Origin of the sequence: Campylobacter sp. CFSAN093246 (genome assembly GCF_012889415.1) — a bacterium.
Lineage (GTDB): Bacteria > Campylobacterota > Campylobacteria > Campylobacterales > Campylobacteraceae > Campylobacter_D > Campylobacter_D jejuni.
Genome location: NZ_CP040613.1, coordinates 1,529,439 through 1,549,716 on the forward strand (window position 1 = coordinate 1,529,439; position 20,278 = coordinate 1,549,716).

Annotated in this window: 18 protein-coding genes and 2 pseudogenes; 2 read left to right on the forward strand and 18 right to left on the reverse strand. The window is 30.4% G+C overall.

Annotated elements, in window-relative coordinates; all coding sequences use genetic code 11:
- Window positions 1-47: 47 nt before the first annotated feature.
- Together FBE87_RS07880 and FBE87_RS07885 are read right to left on the reverse strand one after the other, a co-directional pair.
- A complete protein-coding gene (locus FBE87_RS07880; protein ID WP_032592338.1) occupies window positions 48-1,223 on the reverse strand; it encodes an MFS transporter in 1,176 nt (391 codons plus the stop codon).
- A gap of 175 nt (window positions 1,224-1,398) precedes the next feature.
- Window positions 1,399-1,494 (reverse strand): annotated as a pseudogene (locus FBE87_RS07885) (NAD(P)-dependent oxidoreductase); the annotation flags it as partial.
- Between the two features lie 103 nt (window positions 1,495-1,597).
- On the opposite strand from FBE87_RS07885, the gene FBE87_RS07890 reads away from it, so the two are divergent.
- Window positions 1,598-1,921 (forward strand): metalloregulator ArsR/SmtB family transcription factor, encoded by a 324-nt coding sequence (locus tag FBE87_RS07890; protein WP_020247134.1) that lies wholly within the window; start codon window positions 1,598-1,600, stop codon window positions 1,919-1,921.
- Between the two features lie 7 nt (window positions 1,922-1,928).
- Here the strand turns inward: FBE87_RS07890 and FBE87_RS07895 are convergent.
- Window positions 1,929-2,371: pseudogene (locus FBE87_RS07895) on the reverse strand (MerR family transcriptional regulator).
- A gap of 65 nt (window positions 2,372-2,436) precedes the next feature.
- Between FBE87_RS07895 and FBE87_RS07900 the strand changes: the two are divergent.
- A complete protein-coding gene (locus tag FBE87_RS07900; RefSeq protein WP_079461977.1) occupies window positions 2,437-4,425 on the forward strand; it encodes a methyl-accepting chemotaxis protein in 1,989 nt (662 codons plus the stop codon).
- Window positions 4,426-4,466: 41 nt separating this feature from the next.
- On the opposite strand, the gene FBE87_RS07905 is transcribed toward FBE87_RS07900, so the two are convergent.
- The 15 genes from FBE87_RS07905 to FBE87_RS07975 are packed head-to-tail and all read right to left on the reverse strand — an operon-like array spanning window position 4,467 to window position 20,232.
- Window positions 4,467-6,833 carry a paralyzed flagella protein PflA gene (locus FBE87_RS07905; protein WP_002934701.1) on the reverse strand — a complete coding sequence of 789 codons (2,367 nt, stop codon included), beginning with the start codon at window positions 6,831-6,833 and terminating at the stop codon, window positions 4,467-4,469.
- Between the two features lie 21 nt (window positions 6,834-6,854).
- Window positions 6,855-8,246, reverse strand: a complete 1,392-nt coding sequence (locus tag FBE87_RS07910; protein ID WP_168977245.1) for an NADH-quinone oxidoreductase subunit N — start codon at window positions 8,244-8,246, stop codon at window positions 6,855-6,857.
- Window positions 8,236-9,723: an NADH-quinone oxidoreductase subunit M gene (locus FBE87_RS07915; RefSeq protein WP_100623620.1), complete on the reverse strand. Its 1,488-nt coding sequence runs from the start codon at window positions 9,721-9,723 to the stop codon at window positions 8,236-8,238. The genes FBE87_RS07910 and FBE87_RS07915 overlap by 11 nt, the downstream gene beginning before the upstream one ends.
- A gap of 1 nt (window position 9,724) precedes the next feature.
- Window positions 9,725-11,515 carry an NADH-quinone oxidoreductase subunit L gene (gene nuoL / locus FBE87_RS07920; protein WP_100623621.1) on the reverse strand — a complete coding sequence of 597 codons (1,791 nt, stop codon included), beginning with the start codon at window positions 11,513-11,515 and terminating at the stop codon, window positions 9,725-9,727.
- A gap of 1 nt (window position 11,516) precedes the next feature.
- Window positions 11,517-11,813, reverse strand: coding sequence for an NADH-quinone oxidoreductase subunit NuoK (nuoK, locus tag FBE87_RS07925; RefSeq protein WP_165433052.1), 297 nt, complete (start codon window positions 11,811-11,813; stop codon window positions 11,517-11,519).
- Complete coding sequence (locus FBE87_RS07930) at window positions 11,810-12,328, reverse strand: NADH-quinone oxidoreductase subunit J (protein WP_002864418.1); 519 nt, start codon at window positions 12,326-12,328, stop codon at window positions 11,810-11,812. The genes nuoK and FBE87_RS07930 overlap by 4 nt, the downstream gene beginning before the upstream one ends.
- On the reverse strand, window positions 12,325-12,966 hold the full coding sequence (nuoI, locus tag FBE87_RS07935) for an NADH-quinone oxidoreductase subunit NuoI (RefSeq protein WP_002851456.1): 642 nt from the start codon (window positions 12,964-12,966) through the stop codon (window positions 12,325-12,327). Before nuoI ends, FBE87_RS07930 begins: the two co-directional genes overlap by 4 nt.
- Window positions 12,967-12,975: 9 nt before the next feature.
- A complete protein-coding gene (nuoH, locus tag FBE87_RS07940) occupies window positions 12,976-13,974 on the reverse strand; it encodes an NADH-quinone oxidoreductase subunit NuoH (protein WP_002851149.1) in 999 nt (332 codons plus the stop codon).
- Complete coding sequence (locus tag FBE87_RS07945; RefSeq protein ID WP_002851440.1) at window positions 13,967-16,429, reverse strand: NADH-quinone oxidoreductase subunit G; 2,463 nt, start codon at window positions 16,427-16,429, stop codon at window positions 13,967-13,969. Before FBE87_RS07945 ends, nuoH begins: the two co-directional genes overlap by 8 nt.
- A complete protein-coding gene (locus FBE87_RS07950) occupies window positions 16,426-17,118 on the reverse strand; it encodes a hypothetical protein (RefSeq protein ID WP_002851266.1) in 693 nt (230 codons plus the stop codon). Before FBE87_RS07950 ends, FBE87_RS07945 begins: the two co-directional genes overlap by 4 nt.
- A complete protein-coding gene (locus FBE87_RS07955) occupies window positions 17,115-17,342 on the reverse strand; it encodes an NADH-ubiquinone oxidoreductase subunit E family protein (RefSeq protein ID WP_002824979.1) in 228 nt (75 codons plus the stop codon). Before FBE87_RS07955 ends, FBE87_RS07950 begins: the two co-directional genes overlap by 4 nt.
- On the reverse strand, window positions 17,339-18,565 hold the full coding sequence (gene nuoD / locus FBE87_RS07960) for an NADH dehydrogenase (quinone) subunit D (RefSeq protein WP_002864417.1): 1,227 nt from the start codon (window positions 18,563-18,565) through the stop codon (window positions 17,339-17,341). Before nuoD ends, FBE87_RS07955 begins: the two co-directional genes overlap by 4 nt.
- A 1-nt stretch (window position 18,566) precedes the next feature.
- Window positions 18,567-19,361, reverse strand: coding sequence for an NADH-quinone oxidoreductase subunit C (locus FBE87_RS07965; protein ID WP_002864416.1), 795 nt, complete (start codon window positions 19,359-19,361; stop codon window positions 18,567-18,569).
- Window positions 19,358-19,861, reverse strand: coding sequence for an NADH-quinone oxidoreductase subunit B (locus FBE87_RS07970; RefSeq protein ID WP_002851253.1), 504 nt, complete (start codon window positions 19,859-19,861; stop codon window positions 19,358-19,360). Before FBE87_RS07970 ends, FBE87_RS07965 begins: the two co-directional genes overlap by 4 nt.
- The gene (locus tag FBE87_RS07975; protein WP_002851275.1) at window positions 19,843-20,232 is read right to left on the reverse strand and encodes an NAD(P)H-quinone oxidoreductase subunit 3; all 390 of its coding nucleotides are present in this window, start codon (window positions 20,230-20,232) and stop codon (window positions 19,843-19,845) included. Before FBE87_RS07975 ends, FBE87_RS07970 begins: the two co-directional genes overlap by 19 nt.
- Window positions 20,233-20,278: the final 46 nt, after the last annotated feature.

A 20,278-nucleotide genomic window follows, 5' to 3' on the forward strand; every position in this document is an offset into this window, starting at 1 on the left:
TTTTTTAGTATTATAAAACATGAGAGCTACTCTAAGTCAATAAAAATTTAAAATCTTAATTTCATTTTTTCTATCCTACTTCTTACAAAAATCATGATAATTCCTAAAATCAACAAAACAATAGTATTTACGATAATATAACGCGTATCACTCAAAGAAATCACAAGTCCACAAATAGCAGTTCCGGTGCTTAATCCTATATTGGCCACGCTTATAAAAAGTCCATTGCTAAAATTAGCAGCCTTTGGAAAGGGATAACTTATCATAAAATGCGTGCCGTTATTCATCACACCTGCTAAAATTCCTAATATAAAGGTAAATATTATAAGTATAATTTCACTATAAAAACTAAAAAGTAAAATATAAAATCCTATCATAATTAAAGGTGTTAAAATCAAAGTAAAATTTGCGTTTTTAACAAGGGTCTTTCCGGCTATATAATTGCCTATAATATTTGAAAAACCATAAATAGCCAATACAATACTAATTAAAGTAAAATTCATCTTTCCTACACTATGTAAGAAATCAGAAAAATAAGAGTAAAAACCCCAAATTCCAGCATTTATACAAATAACACAAAGTATGCTAATCCATAAAAGCGGGTATCTTAAAATAAGCAATTGTTTGCTTATTTTTACAGAATTTACTTTTTTAAAATCAGGAACAAAAAATAAAGTTGCTATAAAAGATAAGGTATTTAAAAATACAAAAAATAACATTGCCATTTTAAAACTAAAATTTCCACCAAAATAACTAGTCATAGGTACACCCAAAACCATTCCAGCACTAACTGCTGCAAAAATCTTAGCTGTAGCTTTTGGAATTTCTTTCTTATCTTCGACCAAATTTGCAACCATACTTAGAGCAAGAGCTATATAAATAGGATGAAAAAAAGCAGGAATAGCTCTTAAAATAAGCAATTGCCAAAATTCACCCACAAAAGCGGAAGTTAACGAGCTTAAGATAAACACAGCTAAACAAATAAGCATAAGTTTTTTAGGATTGAAATTTGCACAAAGCAGCGGGACAATAGGGGCGCAAAAAGTTATCACGAGTGCAAAAATACTCACACACCAACCCGCATCTGAAATACTTACACTGAAATTTTGAGAAACAATAGGAATTATACCCATCATCCCTAGTTCTGTGCTCAAAATCCCAAATACCCCTAAACAAAATACTAGAATAATTTGAGCATTTGAAGCTTTATTTAAATTTTTCATTTTATCCTTTCAATTAATATTTTTAAAAGTATAAAAGATGAGAGTAGGTCTAAGTCAATAACCTAAAATAAAAATATTTATCTATATTAAATAAAATCTTTAGAAAAATCTAAAACTTCAAAATAAGCATTTAAAAGAAATAAAAGATGCCTTAAAAGCATAAGGCATCTTTTATTTATAGGCTTATTACTCCAATGCGTGTGTTTTCATAGCAAGAATTAAGCACTATGTCTATCATAGCACTAGCATAATCACTATAGCTGATTTTACTCAAACAAATGTTTAAAATAAAATTTTTATTTTTATTTGTTATGATTATTTTAGGCGTGGCTATATCTTTTGGAATTTTTATTAATTTAATTTAAGGAAATAAAATGCAAAAATTTTTAACCATCATTTCAGCAATCAATGATGAAAGTAGGATTTTGATTTTGCATCATCTTTTAAGATACAAAGAACTTTGTGTTTGTGATCTACAAGAGCTCTTAAACATGGGTCAATCAAGACTTTCAAGACATTTAAAAATTTTAAAAGATGCGGGTTTTTTGTATGTAAGGCGTCAAGGAACTTGGGCGTATTATGGGATTAATAATGAGCTTTTAAAGCTGCATTTAGATCTTTTTGAAAATATCAAAAATTTAGAGCTTAAAAATGCTATTAAAAAAAATGAAAATATTATTACCCAAATTTGCCCTTAATATAAAATCAACCCTTAAACTTATGCAATTTATCACAAGGTTGATAGTCCTTGCTTTCTAGATTAAACCCATCGACTTCATTTGCAAGCATTTCTTCATAAATTTTTATCTTTTTGCTTAAAACTTTTTCACTTTCTTTTAATGTTTTAATCTGGTTTTGTAATTTTTTCTTTGTTTGCTTTAACATCTCTTGTCTTTCTTTAGCAGTTTTTATACCCAAAGAGCAAAGTTTTATATAATGTTTGATTTGTTCTATTGGCATACCTGAAATTCTAAGCCATTCTATCCATTTTACCCATTTTATATCGCTTTTTGAAAAATATTTCACACTATTTTCATCTTTTTGAACAAAAGGAAACAAACTTTTTTAGCCCAAAATCTTAAAGTATGAGCACTAATTTTTGTTTCTTTTTCTACTTTTTTATAGTATAAGCCATATTTTCTCCTTATTTAAGACAAAAATAAAAATTTATTTTATTTTTTTGTGATAAAATAATAGCCAAATTATTAGTTTTATGCTAAAAATAACAAAGATTAAAAGGAAAATAATGAATAGTATTAAAATCAAACTTTCCCTCATTGCAAATTTAATTGCAATTTTTGCCTTAATTGTTCTAGGTATTGTAAGTTTTTATTTTACAAAAACCTCACTATATGAAAGCACTCTTAAAAATCAAACTGATCTACTTAAAGTCACACAATCTACCGTTGAAGATTTCCGTTCCACAAATCAATCTTTTACTAGAGCTTTAGAAAAAGATATCGCGAACTTACCTTATCAATCTTTAATCACTGAAGAAAATATTATTAACAATGTTGGTCCAATATTGAAATATTATCGTCATAGTATAAATGCACTAAATGTTTATTTAGGTTTAAACAATGGAAAAGTTTTACTTAGTCAAAAATCTAATGATGCAAAAATGCCTGAATTACGTGATGATTTAGATATAAAGACAAAAGATTGGTATCAAGAAGCTTTAAAAACAAATGATATTTTTGTTACACCAGCATATTTAGATACAATTTTAAAACAATATGTAATAACGTATTCTAAAGCTATTTATAAAGATGGCAAAATCATAGGAGTACTGGGTGTCGATATACCATTAGAAGATTTGCAAAATTCAGTTGCAAACACTCCTGGAAATACTTTTTTATTTGATCAAAAAAATAAAATATTTGCAGCAACCAATAAAGAATTATTAAATCCATCCATTGATCATTCTCCTGTTTTAAATGCATATAAAACACATGGAGACTATAACTTTTTTACTTATGGATTAGACGGCAAAGAAAGACTTGGAACTTGTACTAAAGTCTTTGCTTATACAGCTTGTATTACCGAAAGCGCTGATATTATAAATAAACCTATTCATAAAGCTGCATTTATTCAAGCCATTGTTGTCATTATTGTAGTAGTATTTAGCGTCATCCTCCTTTATTTCATCGTATCAAAATACCTCTCCCCACTTGCAGCTATCCAAACAGGTTTAACTTCATTCTTTGATTTTATCAACTATAAAACAAAAAATGTTTCTACTATAGAAGTAAAAAGCAATGATGAATTTGGACAAATCTCAAATGCTATCAATGAAAACATTCTTGCTACTAAAAGAGGCTTAGAACAAGACAATCAAGCCGTTAAAGAATCAGTTCAAACCGTATCAGTTGTAGAAGGTGGTAATTTAACAGCAAGAATTACTGCTAATCCAAGAAACCCACAACTTATTGAACTTAAAAATGTTCTAAATAAACTTCTTGATGTTTTACAAGCTAGAGTAGGTTCTGATATGAATGCTATTCATAAAATTTTTGAAGAATACAAAAGCTTAGACTTTAGAAATAAATTAGAAAATGCTAGCGGTAGTGTAGAATTAACTACTAATGCTTTAGGTGATGAAATAGTTAAAATGCTAAAACAAAGTTCAGACTTTGCTAATGCCTTAGCTAATGAAAGTGGAAAATTACAAACTGCTGTTCAAAGCTTAACCACTTCTTCAAATTCTCAAGCTCAATCTTTAGAAGAAACTGCAGCAGCTTTAGAAGAGATCACTTCTTCTATGCAAAATGTTTCAGTTAAAACTAGTGATGTTATCACTCAATCTGAAGAGATTAAAAATGTTACAGGTATTATAGGTGATATTGCAGATCAAATCAATCTTTTAGCTTTAAATGCAGCTATTGAAGCAGCTCGTGCTGGAGAACATGGTAGAGGCTTTGCAGTGGTAGCTGATGAAGTTAGAAAGTTAGCTGAAAGAACTCAAAAGTCTTTATCAGAAATTGAAGCTAATACTAATTTACTTGTTCAATCTATCAATGATATGGCAGAAAGTATTAAAGAACAAACTGCAGGTATCACTCAAATCAATGATAGCGTAGCTCAAATTGATCAAACTACTAAAGATAATGTTGAAATTGCTAATGAATCAGCTATTATTTCTAGTACAGTAAGTGATATAGCTAATAATATCTTAGAAGATGTTAAGAAGAAAAGGTTTTAACCTTAGATAACTAGCTAAAAAGCTAGTTATCTCTAATTTACTTATTGATTTAAAATTTGATTTTTACTCTTACATAAATTCTGCCAATTTGAAACACCTTTGATTTCAAGACATTGTTTTAAACTTTCTTTTTCAGCTTGTATATTTTGCATTCTTTCATAAGTTAAAGCTTGGATATATAAAGCTCTTGCCTTATCCTCATCTGAAAGTTTTAATTTAAGCAAATCTGTTAAAACAGCTAAACTTTCTTCATTTTTATTGATTTTAGTCAAAGCATCAAGATATATAAATTCTAAATTAGGACTAAAAAGATTTATACCTTTAAAATTTTGATAGTCAATGGCCTTAGGTGCGTAAGTTAAAATAGTTGTTTGCATATTATGATCATTAGCGTAAGAAAGTAAAGCATCATAAGCTTCCACCATACTAAAATTCATTGGAAAACTTTCTAAAATTTGCAAAATTTTAATGGCTTGATTATAGTCATTTAAACGCAATAAAGATAAAAATTGCAAATAATAAGCCTTAAAATTCTCATCATCACTTTTTAAAATTCTAGAATTAGCTATGTCTTTAGAAATTTTAATCACCTGAGGATATTGTTTATTGTCAAAAAGAATAGATGCTTTTTGAAGACCGTAAAATATAGAATCTTCATTATAATTTTTATCTATATAATCAAGTGCTTGTTCAACATTAGAAGTTCTGATAAGACAAGCTAACATTTGTTTTTTATTCTCAATTTTCTGACCTATATCATAAGCACTAAAACGCATAAAAATATTTGCAGCATTGATACAATTATCAGCTTTTATCGCATTTTTTAAATCATTAATGGCTGCTTTCTCTAAAAATTGAGTAGCATTTGGAATTTTTTTACTTTCTATAAGATCTTTATAAGCTAAAATAGCACTAAAATTTCCCTCTTTATAATAAAGTGCAACATCTTCATCTAAAGCTTTATTTGCAATATTCTCATCTTTATTTGCATATTGCTTCATTAAATCTGTATAACGCTGATGCAAAAAGCTTGCATTATTATCACCTAAAGCAAAGAATACCTCATCACTTGCTTTTTTAATTTCATCTAAATACTTACCATCTAAATAATCATCCATATACAAATCAAGGTATTTTTTAGCATCACTAGATCTGTTAGCATGTGATAAAACCAAGGCTAAATCTTTTAAAGTTTCTTCATAACTTGGATCAAGTTTGGACATTTTAGCAAAGGCATCTTCATAAATACTTGCACTTATATCAAATTGTCCCTTTTGATTAAATAATTTAGCAAGTTCTAAAGATCTTGGAATATCTTTTCCAAAATATTCAGGATTGGCTTTTAAAATGGTATTAATATATTCTATAGCTTTATTTACTTGCTCATTTGAAAGCAAATTCTTTGCCAAACTCATAGCTGCTCTTGCAGCTAAATCTAAATTTTTTGTATTAAAATAAGTATTTTCATAAATATTTACAGCTTTTTCTTTTTCATTTAAATTATAAATATAGTCTGCATAATCAAGTTTTGATAACTGAGTAAAATAATTATTAGGTTGTTCATTATCCAAAATCGACATTGTATACTCTACATCAGCACGCTGAGCTAAAGCGATATAAGTTCTTAACATTATATGTAAAACTTCTGAAAAATTTTTATCACTTGTAAAAGTACGCGTCCAATTTTTAGCATCATCAATCATCTTTTCTAAAATTTGTTGATCACGCATACTTGGATCTTGAGTGTAAAGTTTATTTTGAGCTCTTAATTTATAAAGTATAAATTCACTAGTAAAAATACTGCCACGATATCTATTGATAGCATTTTGTGCATCAATCACCACTTGATTGTAATTAGCCTTATCGTATTCTTTTTTGATGCGTAAATAAGTATTGATATCTGCACTTTGAGGAATGACAACAGGATCAGAATTTAAATCTAAAGCTCCAACATAAGGCAAACTCTCATGTGGAAAATTGATATTAAAATCGAGTCCATCATAGTCTTTAATAGGTGCTAGTTCTGGTGTAAAAATAAAAGTAAAAGCCTTACTTTTATGCGAACTTGATGAACTGAGTTCTTTATCTATATAAATATTTTGAGAAGTGTCAAACATTCTTGCTTGTATTTTTGGCAAAATGATCATTTTAATTTTTTGAGCTTCTTGTATAAATTTTAAATCAAAAGCAGAAAAACTCTGATCTTTTAATTTATTATCAACCATACCTGCAATATCACATTCAAAATGAACTTTTGCTTCGGTAATAAATTTTTGACATGTAAATTCTAAATCATTACTCGCATGTAAAACTGCAAAAGCTTGATTATTTTCGCGACCCGTGTTTAAAACAAGCTCAAAAGCAAAAGCATTTAAAAAACTTAATAAAATTAAAAATAATATTCTCATAAAATAATTATAGCAAAACTCTTATAACATTAACAATATAGCAAAAGTGCTTACACAAACACAAAAAGCTAAAATAAAATTTTGTATAAAACTAAACTTAATATTATAAACCCTATCATTTTTCATAAATAAAACATGAATTAAAATCTTTAAATACGCATAAAGCATAATAACAGAAGATAAAGCCACAAAAAGCGCCAAATACCAATATCCATTTAAAATTACTGTATTTAAAATCATAAATTTACCCCAAAATACTCCAAAAGGCGGAATACCTGCTAAAGAAAGCACACTAATGCTTAAACAAAAAGCAATTAAAGGTTTTTTAACCAAAAGCCCATTTAAACTCTCATAAGAATTATTCTCATAATTACTTAAAATCATAAATACAGCATAATTTGCAAAAGCAAATAAAGTCCAATATCCAAAAATAGCAAGCAAAATTCCATCAAAATTTTGTTCTTTTAATAAAGGAATGCAAGCTATCAAAACCAAAGAAGAATGCACTACAGAACTATAAGCAAACATTTTTTTGATATTGTTTTGACTTAGAGCCGCAAAAGCGCCTATAAGCATAGAAAAAATCGCTAGAACTATTATGATATATTCAAAACCTGTATTATTTAAAAAATCAAACAAACGAATAACCACAACCAACATGGCAACTTTTGGCACAACTGAAATAAAAGCAACCAAATTTGTATGTGCTGCATAATACACATCTTTAAGCCAAAAATGAAAAGGTGTCAAAGAAAGCTTGATTGCACAAAGAACAAAAATCATCACTCCAGCACCCAAAAGCATGAGATCTTTTTGAAACTCATTTTTTAACGCTAAATTAGCAGATGATAAATCTAAAGTTCCTGTTTTTAAATAAATAAAAGCTACAGCCATAACAAAAAACCCAGCTCCTACAGCCGCTATACTAAAGTATTTTATCGCACTTGAAATAGCATTATCACTTCCACGCATTGCTATTAAAGTATAAAGCGCTAAAGAAGAACTTTCAAGTCCTATAAAAATAAGTACTAAATTTGAGCTTGAAACCATCAAAAGCAAAGATGCAATCATAAATAAAAATAAAGCATAAAATTCACCTTGATTTTCTTCTTTTTGCATTAAAAGATATAAAAATGAAAAACACAAAATCACCAAAGAAGCATAAAATGAAACAATATCATTATTCAAAGTAGCTAAAAAAGCTTTTGCATCTAAACCTTGAGCATTTGCATTATTTAAAATCAAAAAAGCACTTACAATCAAAGACAAAGAACTTATGCCGATATAAAACGATCGATGAAATTTCCAAAAACCAGAGCAAAGCAAAAGAACTATTGCAGTTGTAATTAAAAATAAAAATGGATAAGATAAGCTTATATTTAAAAGTTCTAAATTTAAAAAATTATTTAACATTTGCCTCTCCTATTTTAGATAAAAAATCTAAAGTATTTTGCTCAACAGCTCTAATATTCATTGTTTTTATAAGATTATCCACATCTTTTTGTATCGGCTTTAAAAGTATATTTGGCATAAGCCCTAGTCCAAAAATCATTACTACAATGCACACAAGCGCTACTATTTCTCTAAAACGTAAAGAAAAATTCTCTATAAAGCTTTGTTTTTGCATGAAAAATATTTTTCTAAATACTGCGAACATATAAATCGCTCCTAAAATAATCACCAAACCTGCCAACAAAGCGTAAAATAAATTAATCTTTGCTATACCTAAAAGAATTAAAAACTCTCCCACAAAAGAAACAGTTAAAGGCAAAGAAACACTCGCAAGTAAAATGAGCATAAAGAAAATTGAAAATAAAGGTGCTTTTTTGGCTAAAGAATGGTAAAAAGAAATATCATAAGTATGATATCTTTGGTATAAAAGTTCAGCCATTAAAAATAAAGCTCCCGTTACAATACCATGTGCAAACATATAAAAAACCGCACCACTAATACCCAAAGCATTTAAAGAAAAAATTCCCAAAATCATCACACCAAGATGTGAAATAGAACTATAAGCAATCAATTCTTTAATATTTTCTGCTCTATAAGCAATTAAAGCATTATAAACGATACTTACTATACATAAAGCTACAATTAAAGGCATAAAATACACACTCGCATCTGGAAAAAGTGGTAAACAAAAAAGTAAAAATCCAAAAGGAGCCATTTTAAAAACTACAAGCATTACAGAAACAAGTATAGGCGAATTTGCATAAACCTTAGGTGCCCAAGTATGAAGTGGAAATAAAGGAGCTTTGATAGCAAAAGCGATAAAAAATGCTCCAAAAAGTAAAAGTTGCTCTGTAAAATTTACTGCTGAGGCATTATTTTTCCAAATTTCCAAGTCAAAAGTGAAGATATTTAAAAGCTGATAATTTAAATAAGCTTGATAAATCAATGCTACAAGCATTAAAATTGAACCCGCAAAAGCATAGATAAAAAATTTCACCCCTGCTCTAAAATCTTTACCATAAACTCCCATAATATAAAGCAAAGGCAAAAGAGAAAATTCCCAAAAAACATAAAACAACAAACCATCTTTTGCGCTAAAAAGTCCCATAATAGCAAATTCTAAAAAGAATATACAAGATATAAGCGCTTTCTGTTCTAGTTTCAAAAATAAAAAGCTTAAAAATATCATCAAAGAACTTAAAAGCATCAATACAAGTGCAATACTGTCTACTCCTACATGAAAGCTAAAAAATTTCAAAATTTTAAAAGAGAGATTATAATCAAAGCTTACCCCTTGTAAAAAATCCGCAAAAATATCCAAATTTAAAGCCAAAATCATAAAACTTACAACAACGCTAAAAACCTTAACGCCTCCGCGATTTAATAGCAAAACCACAAAAGCAGCAATCAAAGGAAAAAATATCAAATAATTTAGCATTTTACACCATCCATACTAAAATCAACAAAATCACAAAAGCTGCCACCAAAAACCTAAGCATTAAGTTTAAGCTGTTTGGCATAATCATTTTTTGTGAAATATTTTGAGAATACAAAGCAATTTTTTCAACTATTCTGTCAAAAATATAAAGATCACAATGCTTTAAAATCGCACATAAGCTTTCATATTTTGAAACGATAAATTGATGATAGAATTGAGGAATAAAATAATCATTACTTAAAAGTTTATGAATTTTATTTTCTTCAATACTTTCCTTAAACCAAGAATTTTTATAAGCAAAAATAGCCAAAATTGCACCCAAAATAGCTGCTACACTCGCACAAATCATTACAATTTGATTTTGCGCATCAATAAAAACTAATTTTGTGCTTAAATATTCAAAAAAACTATGTTCGAAAAATCCTGCAATAATAGCTAAAACCATCAAAGGACTCATAGCCAAAAGTGCGATTTTACTTGCTTCATGTGGATGTTCATCATGTCTTGCAGGGGTAAAAAATACCAACATTAAAAGTCTAAAGCTATAAAATGCTGTTAAAAAAGCTGCGATTAAGAGCACTAAAAAAATACCATGGTGAAAAGAAATGAAAGAATATCCCAAAATCAAATCTTTAGAGAAAAATCCTGCAAAAGGATAAATTCCTGCTAAAGCTAAAGATCCTATACACATTAAAATAGCTGTAATTTTTAAAGGTTTAAAAAGTCCACCCATTTTTTTAATGTCTAATTTATCATTCATAGCATGCATTACATTTCCAGCGCCTAAGAAAAGTAAAGATTTAAAAAAAGCATGCGTAGCTAAGTGAAATAAAGCTATACCATAAGCCCCAAGTCCTGCAGCCACAAACATATATCCAAGTTGCGATAAGGTAGAGTAAGCAATAATGCGTTTTAAATCCCTAACCACCAAAGCCATAGAGGCTGCAAAAATCGCTACAAAAGCTCCAAGTAAGGCGATAATATAAGAAACTTCAGGAACTAAATCATAAAGCGTACTCGCACGAATTACCAAATAAACCCCCGCTGTTACCATGGTTGCTGCATGGATTAATGCAGAAACAGGAGTTGGCCCTGCCATAGCATCAGCAAGCCAAGTGTGAAAAGGAAATTGTGCAGATTTTCCCATAGCCCCTATAAATAAACAAGTTGCGATTAAGATCAAAGCATTGTGATCTAGGCTTTGTGCCATGGAAAAAACTTTATCATATTTTAAAGTTCCTGCTTGCAAATAAAGCCAAAAAATTCCTAAAAGCATACCCAAATCCGCAATACGATTCATAATAAAAGCTTCATTAGCCGCAAAAGAATAAGTATCATTTTTATACCAAAAACCTATGAGCAACCAAGAGCAAAGCCCAACGCCTTCCCAACCTACGAAAAGTCCTAAGAAATTATCACTCATAACTAAAAAAAGCATAGAAAAGACAAAAAGCCCCAAATAAGCAAAAAATTTATTAAAACCTTCATCATGAGCCATATAAAAAATACTATAAAAATGCACACAAGTAGCTACAATACCTACAACACTCATCATAGTAAGCGAAATAGCATCTATATCAAAGCCAAAATTTACTCCAGCAAACCATTCAAACAAACTCACATTAAAAGCTTCATTGCAAAAAAGCAAATACAAAGAACAAAAAGCACTCAAAGCTACTAAAAGTGAACAAATTATCCCTACAAATTGTTTTTTCTCACTCAAAGCAAAACAACTTGCAAACAAAAAAGCTACAAAAGGACTAAAAAGAGAAATCAAAGCTAAATTTTGCATACTAAGCCTCCACTTCTTTTAAGCTTTTTAATTCCAAAGTGCCTTTTCTTCTATACCAAAGCACACACAAAGCTACACCAACAGCTACTTCACAAGCTGCTACACCGATGATAAAAAGCGCAAAAACCTGTCCATTTAAATCATTGTGCATTTTAGAAGCTGCTACTAAGGCTAAATTAGCACTATTTAATAAAATTTCACTTGAGATAAAAAGCATGATGAGATTTTGTCTTTTTAAAATCCCTACAAGTCCTATGACAAACATTAAAATAGCAACGAAAAAATACTTTTCTATCATTGTTTTTCCTTTGTTAGCTCTTTATGAGTAAGCACTATAGCACAGACTAAAGCAATCAAAAGCAAAATAGCTATAAACTCAAAAGCTAAAAGATATTTTGAAAAAATCGCTAAAGCCAGTTGTTTATTAAAATCAAACAAAGCAGGATCATTTAAAGGCAAATCCGTGCTGATATTTTGGTATTTAAAACCTATAAGCATGGCCAAAAGTAAAATCGTACTTAAAACCACCAAAGTAAAAAAACTTTTTTTAGCTTTAAGTTGTTCTTTAAATTCTTTAGAAGCATCAAAAAACATCATCGCAAAACTATAAAGTCCAAGTACAGCTCCACTATAAACAATAATTTGTATCACGCCTAAAAACTCTGCATCAAGTAAAAAATAAAATCCCGATAAAAATACCATTCCACCCGCTAAAGCAGAAAGAGAATAAAGCATATTTTTACTTAAAACCGCAATGCCAAAAAAGCCTAAAACCACTACACTAAAAAATACAAAAGCCAAATTTTCTATCATTTATTTTCTCCTTGCTCTTGTGTATTTTGATTTTCTAAGGCTCTTTCAATCATCACATCATAATAATTTGGCGTTTTTTTAACCCACAAATTTGCATCCTTTCTAAGACTTCCTGCTCCTTCAAATTCAACTTGATTTTTAAGCTTATCAATAGGAGTTAAAAAATCTTGCTTATAGCCAAAATAAGACCTTTGCTCGGCTGCATTTTCATACTCTGTGCCATGCACTATAGCAAGTTCAGGGCAAACCTCAGCGCAAAAACCACAATAAATACAACGCCCTAAATTAATACTATAATTTTCTACTTTTTTACGCCCATTTTCATCTAAAGAAGTTTCCATTCTGATACAATTACTAATGCAAATTTTTTCGCAAAGCCCACAACCTATACATCTTTCATTTTCGCTTTCTATAAAACGCATCAAACGATGAACAGCACGGTAACGATTGTCAAGCTTTACCTTTTCAAAAGGATATTTAATCGTAGCGCTATTATTTCTCTTAAGTAATTCTCTCATCATCACAAAAAGCCCTACAAAAAGCTCTAGTTTAACGCTTCTACGCAAAGCTTGTGAAATTTTCTCCCAAGTGCTAACAGGAGTTTTTCTTTTCTCATCTACTAAATAATAATTTTTCATATCAAACTCCTATAAAAGAACTGTCAAAGCAGTGATTAAAAGGTTTAAAACAGCTAAAGGGATTAAGATCAAATAGCACATTTTCATCACTTGATCTGGACGCAATTGCGGAAAAGCAGCTCTTGCCCAAAAATACCAAAAGAAAATAAAACTTGATTTTACTATCATCATAATCCAACCAGGAATAATCCAAAAGCTATTAAAACCCCCTAAAAACAAAAGAGTGACCAAAATAGCTCCAGCTATCATAGAAGTATATTCACCTATGAAAAACATACCCCATCTTAAACCCGAATACTCCGTTCCATAACCCGCTACAATTTCAGCATCATTTTCCGTCAAACAAAGCGGAGTTCTATTAGTCTCTATAAATAAAGCAATTATAAAAAGCACAAAAGCCAAAGGTTGTTTAAAAATAAGCCAAGAAAAAAATCCATCGCTTTGATAATTGTTAATATCCACCAAAGAAAAAGAACCTACAAGCATTATAATAGCAATCAAAGCTAAAGCTCCTACGCTTTCATAGGAAATAATCGATACAAGCCCTCTTGCAGCCCCTAAAATCGACCATTTATTATTACTTGCAAGTCCACCCAAAAACACCGCATAAAAGCAAAGTCCTGAAGTGCCGATGACAAAAAGCAAAGCTACATTGATATCTGCCACTATAGGCTGAATCACCCTTCCAAATAAAGTAAATTCAGGTAGCATAGGAATAGCTGCTAAAGAAACAAAAGCACAAATAGCAGAAATCAAAGGTGCTATAGCAAAAATAAATTTTTGCGAATTTGAAGGGATTATATCTTCTTTAGTAAAAAGTTTTATCATATCAGCTACAAGTTGAATAAGCCCAAAAGGCCCTACCATATCAGGCCCTATGCGTCTTTGAAAATAAGCTAAAACCTTTCTTTCAGCATAAGTTGCAAGACCTGCTAAACTCGCAAATATTGCAATGATAATAATACATTTAATCAAAGTCTCTAAAGCAAAAAAAGCAAAATCACTCATGGTTTGCTCCTAATTTTTCTAAATTCGCCACAACAAATCTTTCATCAAAAAAGCTTAGCGTATCAAGTTTTTCATCAAAATACGGCAAGAAAGCTCCATTTTTTATATCCTTATCCACACGCACACTAAGGCTTAATTCTTTATCTTTTATTTTAAGTTTTACAAGATCTTTATCTTTTAAATTTTTCTCTTTAGCTAAATTTTCACTTACACCTAAAAAAATCACCTCATTAATCGCACTAGCACGATTTGAAAATCTACCAAATTGATAGCTAGGATTAGCACTATAAAGCAAAATTTCATCTTCTTTTAGGCTTAAATTTTCAAAATTTGGAGAGATGAATTCTTTTTTAGCAACTTGTTTGAAACATTCTAAATTAAGCTCATATCCCCTTTTACAATCGCCTGCATTGGTATAAAAATTGTCTAAATGATCAAAATCAATCGGAGAAAAACCTTTATTTATAGGGAGTCTCTTAGTATAATTTATAGTATATTCCTCATCAAAACCTAAAGCATTAGCCAAATCATTTAAAAAATATCCCTTAAATTCTAAAGCAGCATTAGTTGGTACCACTCTTTTATCATAATTTAAAAAAGTTCCTTCTTGCTGATTTAAACTCGCACTAGCTAAATTTGCATGCTCTTCATAAGAAAAACTAAAATCACCTTTTTCATTGTAGCCTAAAGTCTTGCCTTCTTGTGTATTGTTATCCAAATCACAAATCATAGCCACACCTAAGGTATTAGTATGCGTAGGATTTAAAAAGACTTTAAAAGGAGTAGTATTTTGGATCAAAGCAAGTAATTTAGCAAGTTTTTTCGCATTTTTATGAAAATAAAAATCACTCCCTACAACAAGAGTAAAATTTGCTTTTTTAAGCAATAAATCTTCTAATTTATCTTCATCTATGCCTAAATTTTTAGCAAAAACAGAGCGTTGTACTTCTATGATTTTTTTTACTTTTTTAGGTACGACTTTTTTTACTTCTTTTTGAATTTCATTGCCTTCTTCATCTTTTTCTATGACTTGTTCTACAACTTCTTCGTTGATACTTTCTTCTATTTCTTTATTTTCACTAACAAAAAACTCTGCTAAATGAGTTTTAATACCTTCATCTTGGCTAAATTTTTGAAGTAAAAAATATAAAATTTGCTCTTCATCGCCATTTTTATGAATGTGCGGGATAAAATTTTTAGAATATTTTGCTATACCCATATCTTCCATAGGATGAAAATAAAGCCCTGAGCCTTTATTCATCACTAAAGCATTATTGATTTTATAGCTAAGCGTTGGAGCATCATATCTTAAAAGCATTCCAGCTACAACCAAAAAATCACTTTTTGTTATATCTTGAGTATTAGCGCTATAAAACTCACCAGAATTAGCGATAAATTCTTGTAAAAATTCTTTAAATTTCAAAGCTTCTTCATTGATCAAAGAAAGATTAAATTTCTTTTTTAAATTTTGTAAAATCAAAGCTTCTTCATTGGTAATAAAACTATTAAATTTAATGTTTTTAATTTCATTTTTCTCAAAAAGCTCCACAAGTTCTTTAAAGGCTTTTTCATCTTTATCCGCCTCATTTTGCGTATCAAAAGCAAACCTTGCAGCCTTATTTAAACTCGCAAAGGCAAAATCATTACTCACACGATAAATTTTTTCTTTTTGATTGCTAATGCCACTTTGCTTAATATCATAATACATCAACTCACAATCGCTTGAATGCGGATTTGAAGCAGGGATTCTTTTAAGTTCCCAAATATTTGAAGTGTATTGAAATTTCGAACCTATCAAAGCTCCTGTTGGACACACGCTTGTACATTCTCCACAAAATGAACAATCAAGCGTATCACCATTTGCAGGGCCTATCAAACTTTTTTGAAATTTAGTCCAAATCGCATAAGCATCTTTTCCCATGCTCTCTTTAAAGCTATTATCCACACTATCTCCGCCACGAGGAACAGTCTTTAAAGCACTTTCGCCGATTTTATCCTTACAAACTGTAATACAACGCTCACACACTATGCAAAGTGCGGGATCGTAATTAATCATTCCCCAATGTTTATGTGGTTTATGCGTGTCTTTAATCCAATGTTTTTGAACATTTACACGACTTTTATGAGTAAAATTTTGCAATTCACACTCGCCTGATTTATCGCAAACTCCACATTCTAAAGGATGATTGATACAATAAGCTTGCATGATCTCATTTCTTTCATCCCAAAGATTTTGTAAATCACTTTCTACAACCATACCCTCTTTTGCTTTAGTATTGCAAGAATATACCTTTTTACCATCAGCTTCAACCATACACATACGACAAGCCAAAGTAGGACTACAGCCCGAAAGATAGCAAATCGCTGGGATAAAAATATCATTTCTTCTTGCTATATTTAAGATATATTCGCCTTCTTCAAAGGCGCAATCTATACCATTAATCTTAACTGTCATTTTGCTTCCTTTATGCGAATTGGAGTAAAATCAAAACCATTATTTTCATAATTTAAAAAAGCTATGGTGCCTTGTAAATTTTCATCTAAACAAAGCTTAGTTTTAAAACTAAAATCTTTAGCTAAAATTTCAACTTCACTTTGATCTTTGCATTTTGCAATTTGTAAAAATTGCTTTGAACAATGTAAATTTTTATCTTGCAAATTTGCTCTAAAAAGCACTAACCCGTCATAATTATCGAGTTCTTTTAGGGTGTTTAATTTTGCCTTTTTAAAATCGCATTCTTCTTCATCGCTATCTAAAATCTTTAATCCATATTTTACACTTAAGAAATTCAAAAAATATTTGATATTTTCACTATCTTTATAAGAATGGATATTTTTATCTATAATTAAATACTTAACCTCTTTTAAAAAAGCAAGCACTTCGCCTGCTTCTTCCTCTCCAAAACAAGATTCAGCACTTAAATATCCCTCATCTAAATCGCAAAATTGTCCTTCATCGCTTAATTTACAAAGCAAGGCCAAAACAAAACTCAAACTTGCAATTTCGCATTTGTAAAATTTAGCTTTTAAGTTTTTATCTTCCAAACAAGAAATATTAATGCTATTTACACCTATTTTTTCACATAAATTTTTGTTTTTAAGGCTTGGCATATCTAAAAAACAAAGAGCATTATCATAAATCATACCCTCTCCTTTTTTATAACAATAGTCCAATCGACTTGATTAAATTTCAAAGAATTTAAAAGCTCACAGCCTTGTTCTTTTACAAAAGAAAAACTTTTTTCAACAGGAGAAAAATCGCCGATTTCAAAAAGCACCACTAAAACCTCACCTTGTTTTGCTTCTTTTATGATTTGTGCTAAATCTTCAAAAAGCTCTTTGCTTTTTCTTAAATCTACCCTTCTCATCGATCTATCTCACCTAAAACTATATTTACATTACCCATAATGGCTACAACATCAGCTAAATAAGTACCTACAAGCATTTCTTCAAAAAACGCACAATGCCAATAACTAGGCGTTCTAGCCTTTAAACGATAAGGTCTTCCTGTACCATCACTATGGATAAAAAAGCCAAGCTCACCTTTTGGACTTTCAGTAGGCACATAAACTTCGCCTTTAGGGGGTTTTAAACCTTGAGTGATTAAAACAAAATGCTGCATTAAAGAATAATTCTGCGTTAAAATTTGTTCCTTTGAAGCACTTACATACTCAGGATGCGTAGCTAAAATTTCAGGCGAAGTATCTTTATAAAGCATGGCACATTGTCTAAGGATTTTCAAACTTTCACGAAATTCTTGCATATAAACTTTATATCTTGCATAAGAATCCCCTTGCGTAGCATAAGGCACACCAAATTCAACTTCATTATAAAGCAAATAAGGCTCTTCTTTGCGTATATCGTATTTTATGCCACTTCCTCTTAACATCACACCCGTACAACCCCAATTTAAGGCTTGTTCTTTAGTAACCACACCTACATTTTCAGTTCTTAAACGCCAAATTCTATTATCATCTAAAAGATCTTCATAATCTTTTAAATCATTTGGAAATTTATCGCAAAATGCAAGCATTTCTTCTAAATAATTCTCAGGTAAATCAAGCATAACCCCGCCTATTCTCATAGAAGAATGCGTAAGCCTTGCACCGCAATACTTTTCTATCAAATCCAAAACATACTCTCGTTCTCTAAAACAGTATAAAAATACACTCATCGCACCAATATCAAGCGCATGAGTAGCAAGCCAAAGCAAATGCGATGTGATACGGTTTAATTCTAAAAGTATCATGCGTATCACTGCGGCACGGCGTGGAATCTCTAAACCACAAAGCTTTTCAACCGCTGCACAATAAGCATAATTATTCGCTGAAGCAGCGATATAGTCCATTCTATCAGTAGTAGGAATAAATTCTTGATAAATCATATTTTCAGCCATTTTTTCCATACCACGATGCATATAACCTATACAAGGACGCGCTTTTACAACTTGCTCTCCATCGAGTTCTAAAATAAGACGCAAATTTCCATGCGCTGAAGGATGTTGAGGGCCTAAGTTGATAATCATTTTTGAGTCTTCTTGCTCAAAAGCTATATTTTCATAATAAGGTTTTAACTTGCTAGGAATTTGCATTTTAACGCCTTTTCTCTAAAATTTTTGCTTCATCACGTTTTACTTTTTTTACAAAAGCCACACCTTCATCTTCTTGATATTCTTGTTTAAAGGAAATTTCCTTCTTTTGACCACCTTTTGGCACTTCATGGTAAAGTCTTGCAAAATTTAGCGTATCTTTATCATCAGCAAAACCAGAATCTCTTTGTTCTTCGCCCACTACTTCACGATATTCTTTGCCAAAAATTTTATCAATCTCATACCATCTTGCAAACTCATCGCCCTTTAAAGGATAAGTTTTCAAAAGCGGATGTCCAAACCAATCATCAGGCATTAAAATGCGTTTTAAATTAGGATGATTTATGATGAAAATTCCAAACATATCATAAATTTCTCTCTCACTCCAATTTGCCCCTTTAAAAACATGAGCCACGCTTTGCAAACGCTCTTTTACGCCTACAAAAGTTTTTATTCTCACTCTTAATTTTTTTTCTAAATTTAAAAGCTGATAAAACACTTCAAAACCATTTTTATCTGCTATAAAATCAATAGCACTTGCTTCTGTAAAACTTAAATAACCTAAAGTTTTAAGCATTTGCAAGGTTTTAACATTGTCTTCTTTTTTAATTTCTATTACCCAAAAATCAAGCTCTACAAAGGAATTTAAAATTTCTACTTGAGTTTTTAAAACTTCAAAATCCTCTTTAAAAACACTTTCATTAACATCAGATTTTACAGTGTGTGGTGCGTGATAAAATCTATCTTTGTAGTAATTTTGAGTTTGAGCATTTTTTTTATCGCTATACTTTCTCATCATATCAACCTTTTAGGTGCGATCTTGCGACTTGCTTTTTCTTTGCGAATCTTTTTTTGCAAAATCATCAAAGCAAACTGAAAACTTTCGGGGCGTGGAGCACAGCCTGGCACATAAATATCTACAGGTATAATTCTATCCACTCCTTGAACAGTAGAATAAGTATTAAACATACCGCCTGTATTGGCACAACTTCCCATAGAAATCACCCATTTAGGATCAGGCATTTGATCATAAAGTCTTCTTGTAAATTCAGCGTGCTTTTTACACAAAGTTCCTGCGATAATCATCACTTCACTGTGGCGTGGTGAAGCTCTAAAAATCGTTCCAAATCTATCAAAATCATATCTTGAACCCCCAGCCGCCATCATCTCAATCGCACAACAGGCAAGTCCATAAGATAAAGCCCATAAAGAATTACTCCTGCCCCATTGAACTAGCTTATCCACACTGGTTAAAACTACGGGCAAACCACTTGCATAATTTACTTGATGCTCTGCCATGCAAACGCTCCTTTTTTATAAGCATATAAAAATCCAACTCCTAAAAGTACGATAAAAACAAAAACTTCTAAAAATCCAAACCAACCTAAATCTTTAAAAATCAAAGCCCAAGGAAATAAAAACACAACTTCTATATCCAAAAGTATGAAGATTAAGGCGATGATGAAAAATTGAGAGTTAATCTTGTTAGCTTGTTTAACAGGAATAGGACCACATTCATAAATTCCAAGTCCTAATTTTTTGCGATTTTTTGCGGCAAAATTATTACCGATTTTTGAAGCTAAAAAAACCAGTCCAAAAAAAATAACACTAGCAAGTACCAGCATTAAAAAAATACCAAAATAAGGATGCGAAGCATCTATATGAGACATTTATTCTCCTTTTTTAAAGCACTTTAATCACTCCACAACAAAAATT

What these genes read in the sequence shown, in the direction of transcription:
- FBE87_RS07880 (WP_032592338.1), bottom strand. Translation starts at nt 1,223, where the DNA reads ATGAAAAATTTAAATAAAGCTTCAAATGCTCAAATTATTCTAGTATTT.
- FBE87_RS07890 (WP_020247134.1), top strand. Translation starts at nt 1,598, where the DNA reads ATGCAAAAATTTTTAACCATCATTTCAGCAATCAATGATGAAAGTAGG.
- FBE87_RS07900 (WP_079461977.1), top strand. Translation starts at nt 2,437, where the DNA reads ATGCTAAAAATAACAAAGATTAAAAGGAAAATAATGAATAGTATTAAA.
- FBE87_RS07905 (WP_002934701.1), bottom strand. Translation starts at nt 6,833, where the DNA reads ATGAGAATATTATTTTTAATTTTATTAAGTTTTTTAAATGCTTTTGCT.
- FBE87_RS07910 (WP_168977245.1), bottom strand. Translation starts at nt 8,246, where the DNA reads ATGTTAAATAATTTTTTAAATTTAGAACTTTTAAATATAAGCTTATCT.
- FBE87_RS07915 (WP_100623620.1), bottom strand. Translation starts at nt 9,723, where the DNA reads ATGCTAAATTATTTGATATTTTTTCCTTTGATTGCTGCTTTTGTGGTT.
- nuoL (WP_100623621.1), bottom strand. Translation starts at nt 11,515, where the DNA reads ATGCAAAATTTAGCTTTGATTTCTCTTTTTAGTCCTTTTGTAGCTTTT.
- nuoK (WP_165433052.1), bottom strand. Translation starts at nt 11,813, where the DNA reads ATGATAGAAAAGTATTTTTTCGTTGCTATTTTAATGTTTGTCATAGGA.
- FBE87_RS07930 (WP_002864418.1), bottom strand. Translation starts at nt 12,328, where the DNA reads ATGATAGAAAATTTGGCTTTTGTATTTTTTAGTGTAGTGGTTTTAGGC.
- nuoI (WP_002851456.1), bottom strand. Translation starts at nt 12,966, where the DNA reads ATGAAAAATTATTATTTAGTAGATGAGAAAAGAAAAACTCCTGTTAGC.
- nuoH (WP_002851149.1), bottom strand. Translation starts at nt 13,974, where the DNA reads ATGAGTGATTTTGCTTTTTTTGCTTTAGAGACTTTGATTAAATGTATT.
- FBE87_RS07945 (WP_002851440.1), bottom strand. Translation starts at nt 16,429, where the DNA reads ATGACAGTTAAGATTAATGGTATAGATTGCGCCTTTGAAGAAGGCGAA.
- FBE87_RS07950 (WP_002851266.1), bottom strand. Translation starts at nt 17,118, where the DNA reads ATGATTTATGATAATGCTCTTTGTTTTTTAGATATGCCAAGCCTTAAA.
- FBE87_RS07955 (WP_002824979.1), bottom strand. Translation starts at nt 17,342, where the DNA reads ATGAGAAGGGTAGATTTAAGAAAAAGCAAAGAGCTTTTTGAAGATTTA.
- nuoD (WP_002864417.1), bottom strand. Translation starts at nt 18,565, where the DNA reads ATGCAAATTCCTAGCAAGTTAAAACCTTATTATGAAAATATAGCTTTT.
- FBE87_RS07965 (WP_002864416.1), bottom strand. Translation starts at nt 19,361, where the DNA reads ATGATGAGAAAGTATAGCGATAAAAAAAATGCTCAAACTCAAAATTAC.
- FBE87_RS07970 (WP_002851253.1), bottom strand. Translation starts at nt 19,861, where the DNA reads ATGGCAGAGCATCAAGTAAATTATGCAAGTGGTTTGCCCGTAGTTTTA.
- FBE87_RS07975 (WP_002851275.1), bottom strand. Translation starts at nt 20,232, where the DNA reads ATGTCTCATATAGATGCTTCGCATCCTTATTTTGGTATTTTTTTAATG.